At 40.2% G+C, this 16,068-nt stretch carries 2 protein-coding genes and 2 tRNA genes; all 4 read left to right on the top strand.

The features are described 5' to 3' along the window. Positions 1 to 46 precede the first annotated feature (46 nt). Positions 47 to 143: transfer RNA gene (locus Q0791_RS10350), tRNA-Gln, on the top strand. A gap of 266 nt (positions 144 to 409) precedes the next feature. Further along, a tRNA-Leu gene (locus tag Q0791_RS10355) sits at positions 410 to 506 on the top strand. Positions 507 to 934: 428 nt separating this feature from the next. Then, positions 935 to 1,321 (top strand): cupin domain-containing protein, encoded by a 387-nt coding sequence (locus Q0791_RS10360; RefSeq protein ID WP_299005768.1) that lies wholly within the window; start codon positions 935 to 937, stop codon positions 1,319 to 1,321. 767 nt (positions 1,322 to 2,088) lie between these two features. Continuing rightward, the gene (locus tag Q0791_RS10365; RefSeq protein ID WP_299005771.1) at positions 2,089 to 16,068 is read left to right on the top strand and encodes a non-ribosomal peptide synthetase; all 13,980 of its coding nucleotides are present in this window, start codon (positions 2,089 to 2,091) and stop codon (positions 16,066 to 16,068) included.

The raw sequence follows: 16,068 nt of genomic DNA on the forward strand, positions 1-16,068 counted from the left end.
AGTCGGGGATTTTTTATTTTCCCCCTTTAAAAAGACAAATAGTTTTACCAGAGTAGCTGGATCGGTGAACACAAGGGATTTTGTATCCCCCGCACTCTTGTTATAAAGAGCGCGTGCCAGTTCAAGTCTGGCCTCGGGTACCATCTCATTAAAGCCCTAGCATAAGCTAGGGCTTTTTTGTTTTAACTCTATAAAAAGACTAATAATTTTCTTGAGTGGTGGCATAATTAGACACAAGGGATTTAACATCCCTCGTCTCTTGCTTTTAAGAGGGGCATGCCAGTGCTTTTAAGAGGGGCATGCCAGTTCAAGTCTGGCCTCGGGCACCATTATTTCTAATAAAGAGTATCAAACCCTAGCATAAGTCGGGGATTTTTTATTTTCCCCCTTTAAAAAGACAAATAGTTTTACCAGAGTAGCTGGATCGGTGAACACAAGGGGTTTAATACCCCTTGCACTCTTGTTTTAAAGTGTGCGTGCCAGTTCAAGTCTGGCCTCGGGTACCATTATTTTTAATAAAGAGTATCAAGCCCTAGCATAAGCCGGGGATTTTTTGTGTCTGTTAATTGTGTAATACCAAATTGAGTAAATAGTAGCTCACATTCGAGTGATCGGATCGGTAGGCATAAGGGATTTAACATGCCTCGCATTCTTCGTTTTCATTAGGCCCAATGGCTGTCAGATCGGCTTTAATAACACAGGCAAAGTTTTTTGTCTTGGGTACGCAGATTTAATGATGGAGTTAGTGTCCCTTATTTTTGTTCACTTCGACGTATTATTACTCTCTGAATACTGAGTCCTTAGTGTTGGGTTTTTAGTATTGAGTCCTTAGCATTGGGTATTGGTTCTTTAGCTTACGATAAATGTGAGTTATTGATTTATCGCTTGTTATGTTAAAATCCCTCTGTTTTAACAACAAGGAAAGTATATAAAAATGAAAACAGTCAGTTTGTCAGAAAAAGTTGATACCCATTCACCGGCTGGTGCAGAAGTGCGTTTTATGGTGGAAGGGGCTACTGGTGGAATGATCCATTGTACTTTGCCTCCATTTCAAGTTAATAAGGCGGTTATTCATGCGACAGTCAATGAATTTTGGTATGTATTGAGCGGTCATGGAGAGATATGGCGTGATAATGGGATTGACAGCTCTGTAACAAAACTGAGTGCTGGAATGTCAATTAATATTTTGCCTGATACTGTTTTTCAGTATCGCAGTGTTTCTGATGAAGCATTAACCTTTATTTGCATTACTATGCCGCCATGGCCTAGTGATACAGAAGCAAGTTTTGTGGATAAAGGAAAGTGGGTACCGACAGTCTAATTTTTGTTTAGCCTTCTATCATTATGTTACTCGCTGCTGATCTAATAGCATTACTTTTCCGTCATTGATATTGAAACTCATTTTAAAAAGACAAAGAGTTTTTCCCGAGTGATGGGATCGGTGAACACAAGGGGTTTAATACCCCTTGCACTCTTGTTTTAAAGTGTGCGTGCCCGTTCAAGTCTGGCCTCGAGTACCATTATTTCTAATAAAGAGTATCAAACCCTAGCATAAGTCGGGGATTTTTGTGTCTGTTAATTATGTAATACCATATTGAGTAAATAGTGGCTCACATTTGAGTGATGGACTCGGGTATAATCTTTATAGTAACACCTGTCTAGTAAAGAGTATCTAAACCATTAATTTGGCTCCAATCAATGATTATCAGTGGATTGACTTGGCCTCGACATAAAGTCGGGGCTTTTTTGTTTTTTTCGTTTGGGCTGGCTATTATCGCAATTTCTTGTCGTTAAGACGTCACTGATATTGAAACTCATTCTAAAAAGACAAAGAGTTTTGCTTGAGTGATGGAAGTGGTGAATATAAGAGATTTAACACTCCTCACGCTCTTTTTTTACAGAGCGCTTTGACTGCGAGGGGATTCAGGCTCTAATTCCTTGAGGGTATAAATGCTGGGATTCTTACCTTTATCAGCCTCATTTTATACTACTTTTAAGTAACACTAGAAATTCGTATTCATATTAAGTTCAAACGTCAATCAGGGAATGTTTTAACCATATAATTTTTAAGTTATTTGTGAGAGTACCATGATGACATTACTGCCTAATTCGAATATTTTGAAATATTATCCGCTTCACTTAGCACAAGAAAATATTTATTTTGAATCCATTATTCTAGAGCATCATGAAAGGTATAATATTGGTGCTTATCAGTTTATCAATGAGCCATTGGATATTACTGTTCTACGTTTGGCGTTAGGTCATCTTATTGAAAATATCGATAGCCTACGTTTACAGTTATGCGTCGATAGTGAGGGAGTGCCGCGTCAGCAAATACGATTAGCCAAGAATGTTAGTCAAGACGTCGAATTTATCGACTTTTCAAATGAGAATGAAATAATCGCTCATGATCTTGCTATGGACTGGATGAATGCACAATACAAACGAGCGTTTGATCTTGACAGTGGAAAGCACTTTCAACTTGCTTTGTTAAGACTTTCATCCAAACGGTATTATTTATATTCGCGTTTTCATCATTTATTTAATGATGGCATAGGTGTCTCTATCTTTGGCGAGTATCTTCATCGAACCTATCATGATTTACTGAATCAAAATAGCCTAGACTGGCTGAAAGAGATCCCCCCTTATCGAACGCAAGTCGAGCAATCGGCCATATATCTCGCCTCAAAAAGATATCAGCGTGATAAAGATTATTGGTTGAATTTTATCAATGAACATGCTGCATTAAAGCTGAATAGAAAAGATAAAAAAAGTGATGAAAAGACGGTTTCTGTGGTTTTTCCTAAAGCAATCGGCCATTCATTAAGACATTTTTGTCAGAGTCATCACATGAGTTTGCTTTCTGTGCTCATGGCAACTTCCGCCTTATATTTCTCTGAGGTGTTAAACGTCAATGAGGTGGTTATTGCGACGCCTGTACATGGCCGTAGAGGTAAAGCAGGGGTTAACGTTGTCGGTATGCATTCAAATGTGATTTTTATTGCTTTGCCAATCAATCATCATCTTTCTTTTTTTCAATTTTGTCTTGAGGTTGAAAAGGCTTTTAAAAAAGGGGCGAAGCATGCACAGTTTCCCTTCAGCCATTTATCTCGCTTAAAAAAGGAGAGCTTTCATTCATTAAGCGATATACATGTGATTTATGATCCTCATCCGAAAGTTGAAAATGTATTTGAATCCCATTATTTAAGTGGTGATGAAAGTACAACGCCGATAACCATAAGGTTAATTGATTTTTTTGGGGATGCTCAATTAACCCTGAGGATCAATTATCTCACGTCATATTATAGTGAAACTGAGATCCATAGATTAGCTCAGACTTTTATCACCTTAATGCAGGGGTTCACAGAGGATTCTTCTCAGTTGCTTGACAATGTAGAACTCGTGTCTAAAGAGGAAAAACACACCTTATTGTATGAGTGGAATCAAACAGAGCAGCCCTATCCTAAAGATAAAACGCTGCAACAATTGTTTGAAGCGCAAGTGGAGAAAACACCTCAACATATCGCCCTCGTGTTTAATAATCAGTTTGAAGATAAGCAACTCACCTATAATGAGTTAAATAAACGAGCCAACCAACTAGCCCATCATATACGCGGTCAGTATCAAGCAAAATATCAAATGTCATTGCAGCCAGATACCTTAATTGCACTGTATTTTGATCGCAGCCTAGAAATGGTCATCAGCATTTTAGCTGTGTTGAAAGCGGGTGGCGCCTATGTGCCCATAGCGCCGGAATACCCAAAGGCTCGCACGGTATTTATACTTAAAGACACTAACGCGCCTTTTATGATAACCCAGTCGCACTATGTTAACCGATTAAGTCGCTGGGTCAATGAAGCAAGGCTTAACACCTGTTTGATACAGGCCGATGATGAGAGATTAGCATTACAAGCCATAAACAATTTAACCTTGGTGAACCAAGCGACAGATTTAGCCTATGTGATTTACACTTCGGGCACGACAGGTCAACCCAAAGGCGTGATGATTGAACATAGTGTTAGTGCGATACGAAACATCGCGATGTCCGTGATAAGCGGGACACAGGGAAATGTGTATTTATTTAAAACCAATTATACCTTTGATGCATCTGTTGCTGAGATTTTTAGTCATTTGTTTGGTGGTGCAAAATTAGTCATTACGCGTGATTGTTTCGATTTAGATGAAATCACGAGCTTAGTGGATAAATATGATATTAATGCCTGTCACCTTGTGCCTTCGCAGTTGCCTTTACTTCTAGAAAATAACGTTTTTGATATAGAAAACATAAAGCAACTTTATTTTAGTGGAGAAGCACTGACACAGAAGTTGTTGGGTTTACTGGATGTTAATTTGAACCGAGTGATTAATTATTACGGTCCGACAGAGGCTGGGGAGGCAACCTATTGTGAAGTGACAGAAAACATCAAAAGCAATAATCATTCTGTGATAGGCAAGCCCTTAGCTGAAGTCTCTGCATTTGTATTATCATCCCATCAGGTATTGCTGCCCATAGGGGCACTTGGTGAGCTTTATATCGGCGGCGCAGGTCTTGCTCGAGGTTATTTAAATCGGCCTGAATTAACGGTTGAGCGTTTTATTACTCATCCTTTTGCGACGGATGAGGACATTGAAAAGGGAGATAACCGTTTATACAGAACTGGTGATTTAGTGCGTTACCTACCTGATGGCAATCTGGAGTATTTCGGCCGCTTAGATAGTCAGGTAAAAGTTCGCGGTTACCGTATTGAATTAGGTGAGATAGAAAGTGCGCTGTGTCAGCTTGAAGGTATTAAACAAGCGATTGTGATAGATAAAGTAAGCGATAATGGCAAGTATCTAGCGGCTTATTACGTTCCCGTTCACGGTACCGATAATAGAGAAGCAGCACTTGATGATGACACTTTGCGGGTTCAGTTATTAAAGGCACTGCCGGATTACATGGTGCCAATGAGCTTTACGCTAATCGATGCTGTGCCGTTAACTTTAAATGGTAAGTTGAACCGTGAGGCGCTACCTGAGCCGAAGTTTATCAGAGCGGATGAATATGTGGCACCGCGTACTGAGTTGGAATCTCAGTTGTGTGACATTTGGCAAGCGGTGCTGTTTCCAGAAAAGCAAGGTCTTGAACGGATAGGCGTTCACGATAACTTCTTTCACATAGGTGGTGATTCCATCATTGCGATTCGGTTAAATGCTAAAGCGAGGCACCTGGCCAATATCGACATCCCTTTGGCACAGCTGTTTGCCTATCCAACCATTGCCCAGCTGGCAAGGGTATTGAATGAAGTCAGTGCCATAGACATTCCTTCTCGGACTGAGTGCGATAGACAATGTCTCTCTTTTGCTCAGGAACGCTTATGGTTTATTGAGCGTTTTGAGAGGGGCAGTGATGCTTATAATATGCCGTATTTTGTTAAACTTAAAGCGGAGGCGGATGAAGAAAGGTTATTGCGAAGTATCAATGTCATAGCTAAGCGCCACCCCATATTAATCAGCACTTACCATGAAACGATTCAGGGAGAAGGTTACACACAGGTATTAGCGCAAATGTTGGAACAAGGGTTTGAATATGATTCTCATCAGTTATCTGCTCAAGATGAAGCCGCAGAGGGCCGACAAAATGCACTTGACGTCTTAGTGAGTCAGCATATCCACCAACCCTTTAATTTAGTCAATGAGCCGCCACTGCGCTTACATCGATATGATGTGAGTACAGCGGGTGGAGGGTGTGAACGTTATTTGTTGTTCGTTTTGCACCATATTGCCTTTGATGGCTGGTCAATAGGGGTATTTGCTAAAGAGCTCTTTGAAAGCTATGCCGCGTTGGCTGAAGGCAAGCAATCAAATTTACCCAACTTATCGATAAGCTACAGTGATTATGCCCATTGGCAACGGGATTATTTGCAAGGCGAGGTATTAGCAGTAGAGCTTAACTACTGGCGTGAGAGGCTAGCTGGATATGAGACTCTGCAGTTGCCGACAGATTTTCCAAGGCCAAAGCAGATGGATTACCGTGGTGGGCAATTAACCCAAGGGCTCACGTCAGACTTATCAGGCCAGTTACGCGCATTGGCTCAGCAGCATGACACTACCCTTTATACTGTGATGCTCAGTGGTTTTTATGTGCTGTTAAGTCAGCTGAGTAATCAAAATGATCTTATCATTGGTACACCGTCGGATAATCGGCATCATCCTCAGACCCAGAATTTAATCGGCTTTTTTGTGAATAGCTTAGCGCTACGGGTGCAGCTTGAGCCAGAATTAAATATACAAGGCTTGATAAAGCGTGTGCATGAGTGCGTACAAGAGGCCAAGGTACATCAAGAATTGCCGTTTGGAAAGTTAGTGAGCGAGCTCAATATTGAGCGAGAATTATCAAGGCATTCACTATTTCAGGTGATGTTTAGTGTACAGAGGTTTGGCAGCGATGAGGCAGCGGTACAGGCCGCAGAGGCTTTATTTGAGCCCGTTGATACGGAGAATGTATTATTCACGCCAGCGAAATTTGATCTGAGTGTGTTTATTGATGACAGTGGCGAGTTATTAAAAATAACATGGGACTATGCCACAAGCTTGTTCAGTGAGCAGAGTATTCAGCGCTTCAGTGATATGTTTCAGCGAGCGTTAAGGGGGTTACTAATACCTTCGCAAACTGTGGGGGGGATGTGTTTACTATCAAAAAAAGAAAAGCACAGATTATTGCATGAGTGGAATCAAACAGAGCAGCCCTATCCTAAAGACAAAATGCTGCAACAATTGTTTGAAGAACAAGTGGAGCGCACGCCGAACAATATTGCACTGGTGTTTAATAATCAGTTTGAAGATGAGCAACTTACCTATAATGAGTTGAATAAGCGAGCAAATCAATTAGCCCATTATCTGCGCAGTCAATATCAAGCCAAATTCCAACAGCCGCTACAACCAGATACCTTAATCGCCCTATATTTAGATCGTAATTTAGAGATGATCATCAGTATTTTGGCAGTGTTAAAGGCGGGTGGAGCTTATGTGCCCATTGCCCCCGAATATCCCCAAATGCGAACGATATTCATGCTTGAAGACACGACGGCGGCTTTTGTTATTACGCAAGGGTATTATCGAACTCAGTTGGGTGACTGGATTGCTGACACTGAGCTAAGAACAGATGTGCTTGAGGTTGATGATGTGCTTTTAGCTTCTCAACTCGATACTAATCCAATGGTCATCAATCAGGCTTCAGACTTAGCTTATGTGATTTACACCTCAGGCACGACGGATCTGCCTAAAGGAGTGATGGTTGAGCATAAAAGTGTGGTTAATTTAGTCCATTTTATTGCGGATACTCATAAAATAATACGAGAAACTCGGGCTTTATTTTTTTCTAATTATATTTTTGATGCTTCTGTTTATGAGATATTTCCTTGTTTTTACGCAGGCGCCACCATGACGATAGTACCAAAGGAAATGCAAGGGGATACGGATAAATTACTGGCGTTGATTAACAATAATAGCATTACTAAAGCGTTTATTCCTACATCCATTGTTAACTTGATCGCTGAAGGTTTAGCTCACTCAAGTTTAGCAGTTCTTCACACAGGGGGAGAGGTGTTGGATCCTTTGCCCTGTTTACCGGCAGCATTAGTCTTTAATCAATATGGCCCTACAGAAGCTACAGTATGTGCGAGTCAAAAAGTGATTAGTGATCCTCAATGTGTAGGTATTGGGCATGCTATTGCGAATACTTTTCTTGTTATTTTGAATAAACAAAAAGCGTTAACTGCGATTGGATCACAAGGAGAGCTTCATATCGGTGGTGCAGGTCTTGCTAGAGGATATTTAAATCGCCCCGAGTTAACGGCTGAGTGCTTTATTAATAACCCCTTTGCTAGTCAAGAAGATATTGCTAATGGTTATACTCGCTTGTATAAAACAGGTGATTTAGTCAGGTACTTGTCAGATGGTGAGCTGGAGTATTTAGGTCGCTTAGACCGTCAGGTTAAAATTCGTGGATTTAAGATTGAGCTGGGAGAAATCGAAAGCGCATTGTGTCAGCTTGAGGGCATTAAACAAGCGGTTGTGATCGATAAAGAGAGCGCCAAAGCAATGGATAAGGGCAAATATCTTGCGGCCTATTACGTTCCAGCTCACGGTACTGATAATAGAGAAACTGTACTCGATAATGACACTTTGAGGACTCAGTTGTTAAAGATGCTGCCTGATTATATGGTGCCAATGAGCTTTACGCCAATCGATGCCGTGCCTTTAACGCTAAATGGTAAGTTAGATCGGCACGCTTTACCTGAGCCTGATTTGATTGATAAAAATGCCTATGTGGCGCCGCGCACTGAATTAGAAGCTCAGTTGTGTGACATTTGGCAAGCAGTGCTGTTTCCTGAAAAGCAAGGTCTTGAACGGATAGGTGTTCACGATAATTTTTTTCACATCGGTGGTGATTCCATCATTGCGATTCGGTTAAATGCTAAAGCGAGGTATCTCGCCAATATCGACATCCCTTTGGCACAGCTGTTTGCCTATCCAACCATTGCCCAGTTGGCAATGGTATTGAATGAAGTCAATGCCATAGTCATTCCTTCTCTGACTGAGTGCGATAGGCAATGTCTTTCTTTTGCTCAGGAGCGCTTATGGTTTATTGAGCGTTTTGAGAGGGGAAGCGATGTTTATCATATGCCTTATTTTGTCAAGCTTAAAGCGGATGTGGATGAAGGAAGGTTACTGCAAAGTATCAATGTCATAGCTAAGCGTCATCCTATATTAATAAGCACTTATCATGAAACAGTTGAAGGGGAAGGCTATACACAGGTATTAGCACAAATGTTGGAGCAAGGCCTGGAATATGATTATCATTCGTTATCGGTTCAAGGTGAAGCCGTAGAGGGGAGTAATAATGAGCTTGAAACCTTAGTTGAACAACATATTCGTCACCCCTTTGATTTAACTAATGAGCCATCAATTAAGCTTTACCGATATGATGTGAGTACAGCGGATGGAGGATGTGAACGTTATCTGTTGATCCTTCTGCACCATATTGCCTTTGATGGCTGGTCAATAGGGGTATTTGCTAAGGAGCTCATTGAAAGCTATGCCGCGCTGTTAGAGGGTAGAAAGCCTGATTTACCCAACTTATCGATAAGCTACAGTGATTATGCACATTGGCAGCGTGAGTATTTACAAGGTGAGCGATTAGCAGTAGAGCTGAACTACTGGCGTGAGAGGCTAGTTGAATGTGAGACTCTGCAGTTGCCGATGGATTTTCCAAGGCCGAGCCAGTTTGATTACCGTGGCGAGCAATTAACACAAAGGCTCACGCCAGCGTTATCAGGACAGCTACGAGCGTTGGCAAAACAGTATAACACTACCCTTTATACTGTGATGCTTAGTGGGTTTTATGTGCTGTTAAATCAGCTGAGTCATCAAAGTGACATTATTGTTGGAATGCATTCCGATAATCGTCATCATCCTCAGACACAAGACTTAATTGGTTTCTTTGTGAATACATTACCTTTAAGGGTGGAAGTTGACTTGTCGATGACAATTCATGAATTTATCTTAAAGGTCAATCAGTGCATTAGAATGGCTAAAGTGCATCAGGAACCCTTGTTTGACAAACTCATGACTGCGCTGAATATTGAGCGTGATATGTCACGACATCCCTTGTTTCAAGTGGTGTTTAGTGTACAGCAATTTGGTTCAGAAGAGGAGGTAAAGCAGTCGATAAATCAGTTAGTTGAGCCTGTAGTAAAAAGTGATAATGTCATTTTTTCGCCTGTTCAATATGATTTGAGGGTTATTGCCAATGACAGTGAGGAGTCTGTGTCAATTGAATGGGGCTATGCCACAAGCTTATTTCGAGAGCAGAGCATCCAGCGGTTTAGTGACATGTACCAGCGAGCGTTAATGGCGTTGTTGGTGCCATCGAAAATAGTTGGGGAGGTGTGTTTATTGTCGAAAGAAGAAAAACACATGCTATTACATGAATGGAATCAAACGCAGTTGCCAGCTTTTAATAATAAGAAGGTGAAAGATAAGAGGTTACAACAACTGTTTGAAGAACAGGTTGAAAGAACGCCGGATAATATAGCCCTTGTTTTTGAAGGCATTGAGCTGACTTATTATGAATTAAACCAAAGAGCAAATCAGCTGGCGCATTATCTACGCGGTCAGTATCAAGAAAAGTATCACATCCCCCTTAAGCCTGACACTCTCATTGCGTTATATTTAGACCGCTCATTTGAGATGGTCATCAGTATGTTAGCGGTATTGAAGGCGGGTGGCGCCTATGTGCCCATAGCACCAGAGTATCCCAAGGCTCGCACTGTGTTTATGCTTAATGATACAAATGCTCCTTTTGTGATAACCCAAGTACATTACCAAACTAAATTAAGTGAGTGGATCAGTGAAGCACAACTTAGCACTAGTTTGATACAGGCCGATGATGAGGGATTGGCGTCACAAGCCTTAGACAATTTAACCTTGATGAGCCAGGCAAGTGATTTAGCCTATGTCATTTACACCTCGGGTACCACTGGTCAGCCTAAAGGGGTGATGGTGGAACATCAATGTATTGTGAATCTTACTTTGCATAATTCAGTTTATTATAATATTTCAGACTTTGAGTCTGTTCTATTATTGAGCCAATATGTTTTTGATACATCAATTGAACAAATTGCACTTGCTCTGTATTCCGGTTCTCGATTAGTTTTACTCAACGCTTCTTCAGCTCATCTTTTAGATGATATACCAAAGTTAATTGAACAATTTCATATTACTCATATGGATGCTTCGGCTAGTTTATTACAAGGATTAACGTTAGATACAAACAATTCACTTAAACGTATCATTTCCGGAGGAGAAGTCACACCCTATGATTTGGCTAAAAAATTTGAGAGTAAATTAATAAATGAATATGGACCAACAGAAATCACAGTTGCAAGCCATCAGTTTAAATGCATTGATTTAACATATTATGAAATTAACACGACGCCAATTGGGCGGAATATCGCTAACATCTGTAGCTATATTCTCGATGAATGTAAGCAGCTTGTTCCTATTGGCACACTGGGTGAGCTTTATATTGGTGGGGCCGGATTAGCTAGGGGGTATTTAAACCGACCTGAGTTAACGGCTGAGCATTTTATCGATAACCCTTTTGCGACCGATGAGGATATAAAGAAAGGTTATACTCGCTTGTATAAAACAGGCGATGCTGTGCGTCATTTACATGATGGTAATTTGGAATATTTAGGCCGCTTGGACAGCCAAGTGAAAATTCGCGGCTACCGTATTGAATTAGGCGAGATAGAAAGTGCGCTGTGTCAGCTTGAGGGCATTAAGCAAGCGGTTGTGATAGATCAAGAGAGCGATAGAGGGAGTGAAAACGATAAGGGTAAATATCTAGCGGCTTATTATGTTCCAGCTCACGGTACCGATAATATAAAAATAGCACTCGATGATGACACTTTAAGGGATCAGTTGTTAAAGATCCTGCCAAATTACATGGTGCCGATGAGTTTTACTCAAATTGACCGTATTCCATTGACTTTAAATGGTAAGCTAGATCGCAAAGCATTACCCGAGCCAGAGTTTATTAGCAGTGAGACTTATGTGGCACCGCGCAATGAGCTTGAAGCTCAGCTGTGTGAGATTTGGCGGCAAGTGCTGTTTCCTGAAAAGCAAGGCCTTGAGCGAGTGGGGATCCATGATAATTTCTTTCGTATTGGTGGTGATTCCATCAGTGCCATACGCTTGAGCGCACAGGCCAGAGCTGTGACTAATATGGATATCCCTTTGGCGTTATTATTTCGCGCCCCTACCATAGCGCAGTTATCCCCATTATTAAATCAGGCCAATAGTGTCATCATTCCTCACTTGCCAGACAGTCAGGAGTCCAGTCTCTCTTTTGCTCAGGAGCGTTTATGGTTTATTGAGCGTTTTGAGAGGGGCAGTGATCTTTACCATATGCCCTATTTTGTCAGGCTTAAAACGCATGTGGATGAGGGGATGTTACTGCGCAGCATTAATCTGATAGCCAAACGTCATACTGTGCTGTTCAGTACCTATCATGAAACGATTGAGGGAGAAGGCTATACACAGGTATTAGCGCAAATGTTGGAACAAGGCCTTGAATATGATTATCATCAATTATTTGACCCAATAGAGGTCGCAGAGAGAGAGGTTGCAGAGAGTGAGCAAAGTGAGCTTCAAGCTTTGGTGGCTCGGCACATTCACTGTCCCTTTGATTTGTCCTGTGAGCCCCCTGTAAAACTCTACCGTTATGATGTCACTTCAAGTGAAGATAAAGTCGAACGATATCTGTTGATCATGCTCCATCATATAGCGTTTGATGGCTGGTCAATAGGGGTCTTTTTTAAGGAGCTCATTGAAAGCTATGCCGCGTTGGCTGAAGGCAGGCAGCCAAATTTACCAAACTTATCGATAACCTACAGTGATTATGCCCGCTGGCAGAGAGAGTATTTACAAGGCGAGGTATTAGCGGATGAGCTTAATTATTGGCGTGAGCAGTTAGCGGAATATGAGACTTTGCAATTACCGACGGATTTTTCAAGGCCTGAGCAGTTGGATTATCGTGGTGGGCAATTAACCCAAAGACTTACGTCAGATTTATCAGGCCAGTTACGAGCGTTGGCAAAGAACAACAACACTACCCTTTTTACTGTGATGCTCAGTGGGTTTTATGTGTTGTTAAGTCAACTGAGTAATCAAAGGGATATTATCATCGGGACACCTTCAGATAACCGACATCATTCTCAGACTCATGACTTAATTGGCTTTTTTGTGAACACCTTAGCAGTAAGGGTGCAAGTTGAGCCAGACTTGAGTGTGCAAGCGCTTATTGAGCGAGTGAGAAGTTGTGTTCAGGATGCGAAAGTTCACCAAGAATTGCCGTTTGAAAAGCTGGTGAGTGAGATAGATGTTGAGAGAGATTTGTCTCGCCATCCAGTTTTTCAAGTCATGTTTAGTGTGCAGCGCTTTGGTGCAGAGGAGATGGCGGTACAGGCCGCAAATGCTTTATTTGAGCCCGTACAGAAAGAAAACGCATCATTTACTCCTGCGAAATTTGATTTAAGTGTATTTGTTGATGACAGTGGTGAGTCATTACCAATGACATGGGAATATGCCATAAGTTTGTTTACTGAGGCGAGCATCCAGCGGTTTAGTGGTATGTACCAGCGAGCGTTAATGGGGTTACTGGCACCTTCGCAAACCGTGGGGGATATGTGTATATTATCCAAAGAAGAAAAGCACATGCTATTGTATGGCTGGAATCAAACGCAGGCACCTTTCCCTAGAAATAAGACGCTGCAGCAGTGCTTTGAAGAGCAAGTGGCGCGTACGCCGCATAATATTGCGTTGGTTTATGGTGATGAAGAATTAACTTACCTTGAACTTAATCAAAAAGCTAATCAGCTAGCTCATTATTTGCGCGGTCAGTATCAAGAAAAGTATCACACCCCCCTTAAGCCTGACACTCTCATTGCTTTATATTTAGACCGCTCATTTGAGATGGTCATCAGTATTCTGGCAGTGCTGAAAGCGGGGGCAGCCTATGTGCCCATAGCGCCAGAATATCCGCAAAAGCGCACCGTGTTTATGCTTAAAGACATCAACGCGCCTTTTGTGATAACCCAGTTGCACTATCAGGCTCACTTAAGTGAATGGTTAAATAACGATGCCGCCGAGTGTGAACAGCTAGTCGTGAATGATGAAATCGTATTGTCAAAAGTAACAGATAATTTACCCCTTATAAGTCAGGCAAGCGATTTAGCTTATGTGATTTACACCTCTGGCACCACAGGTCAACCTAAAGGGGTGATGCAGCCTCATTATAATATCGTACGCTTATTTAGCATTGCTCAGGAGAATTATCATTTTAATCAGAATGACGTTTGGTTAGCTTATCATGCTTATATTTTTGATTTTAGTGTTTGGGAGTTATGGGGGTCATTACTTTACGGAGGAAAGTTGGTTATTCCTAAAAGAGAGGTGACAATAGATTTCAAACAATTAGTTCAACTTTGCCAACAGAGAAAGATCACAGTGCTTAATCAAACACCGAGTGCCTTTAATGCCTTTAGTGATGAAGTTCTCTTGAGTCATGTGCAGCTACCCTTTTTACGTTATGTGATTTTTGGTGGAGATAAGCTCACCTTTAAAAAACTTACACCTTGGCTGAATATATTTGGTGTTGAAAGTCCCAGGTTAATCAATATGTACGGTATTACGGAAACGACTGTTCATGTGACTTATAAAAAGGTTATCCATGAAGATTTAAATAAAATTAATTCCATTTATTCCTCTATTGGTCGTTCGTTGAGCGACATGAAAACTTATATATTGGGGTCTGCATTGCAATTATTGCCAATCGAAGTTGTTGGTGAGCTTTATATCGGCGGCGCGGGATTAGCTAGGGGGTATTTAAACTGCCCTGAGTTGACCGCCGAGCATTTTATTGATAATCCCTTTGCTAGTGATGAGGACAAAAAGAAGGGGGACACTCGCTTGTATAAGACAGGCGATGCCCTGCGTTACTTACCCGATGGTAATTTGGAATACTTAGGTCGCTTAGACCGTCAGGTGAAAATTCGTGGGTTTAGAATTGAACTGGGAGAAATCGAAGCAGCCTTATGTCAGCTTGAGGGTATTAAACAAGCAGTTGTAATAGTTCAAGAAAGTGATAAAGAAAAGGGTGATGGAAAATACCTAGCAGCTTATTATGTCCCTGTTGATACAGTTGACAATATCAATGCCGGACTCAATCGTGCCAATTTGTATGCTGAATTATCTCAATTTCTGCCTAATTACATGGTGCCGTTTAGCTACACTGAAATTGATCATATTCCCTTAACTTTAAGTGGTAAATTAAACACAAAAGCATTATTTGAAATTAAAAATGAAGTCATAACTGAGCTACCAAAGACTGAGCTGGAAAGAAAAATATCTAGAATTTTTTGTGATATATTGAATGTTGAAAATATAGGAGTTCATGATAACTTTTTTGCTTGTGGCGGTAATTCATTTTTAGTGACAAAATTAATAAATAGGTTTAAATTAGAGTTAAATAAGGATGTTACGCTTGATGAGTTTTTTTCTTGTCCCACGATAGCAGGAGTCAATGATATAGAATATTTACAGATTTCTAGTAGAAAAGCAAAAGTTATTACTTTAGGGAAAAAAGAAGAGGAGAGGTGTATCTTTTATTTTCCATTCATTGGTGGTGTATTCCCATCAACAGTTAGATACGGGGTTGTAGAGTTATCTGATAAATTTGATAAGTTAGCTTTTAATTGTGTTTTGGCACCTGCTGTTGCCCCTTACCTAGTTGATTATTCTGATTTAGATGAAATATTTAACATTGAGAAATTTGCAAGTGAAGTGAAGATTGAAAGTGTTTTGTCAACATGTGTTAATGAGATAAAAAATAATTGCTATAATGATGAGTATAATCTTGTTTCTTTTTGTAGCGGATGTATGTTGAATATAATGGTCGCTAATAGTTTAATTAAAGAAAAAAAGAAAGTTAATAAGGTTATTTTAATAAATCCTATGAATATTTTTTATTTTTCTTATGAGAAAAGTGAGGTTTCCTCTAATCTATATGAGTATTTCTTACGTTTTTTATGTAAGCAATTTAAAATAGATTTTGATGTTTCTATAGTTGAGGATGAGTTGTTTTTTAAAATACATAAATTAAATGTTGATGAAATTTTTAGTTACCTTTTTTCAATTAAAAAAAATCATGATTACTATCATGGTTATCATGATGATATTTATGACTTTAAAAAGTATCTTACTTTAAAATATATCGATAGTAGAGTTATAGATTTTTTGGCTTATAATTATGTTGATACGCTTGAATATCATGGTGATGTTGTGTTACTTTTTAGTCAGGATGATTATAATAAAATAAAGGCCCATGGTATGGATGATATTTTATCGATACTTAAAGGTAAAGTAAAAATTGATATTTATGAAGGTGATATTACTACAATTTTTAATCCAGGCAATGTTGCTTCCTTAGTTAACAAAATAGAGTTTGAAGTTTTAAGTTAG

Source organism: uncultured Shewanella sp. (genome assembly GCF_947495455.1).
Lineage (GTDB): Bacteria > Pseudomonadota > Gammaproteobacteria > Enterobacterales > Shewanellaceae > Shewanella.

Coding starts and splice junctions, on each gene's coding strand:
- Q0791_RS10360 (WP_299005768.1), top strand. CDS start 935: ATGAAAACAGTCAGTTTGTCAGAAAAAGTTGATACCCATTCACCGGCT.
- Q0791_RS10365 (WP_299005771.1), top strand. CDS start 2,089: ATGATGACATTACTGCCTAATTCGAATATTTTGAAATATTATCCGCTT.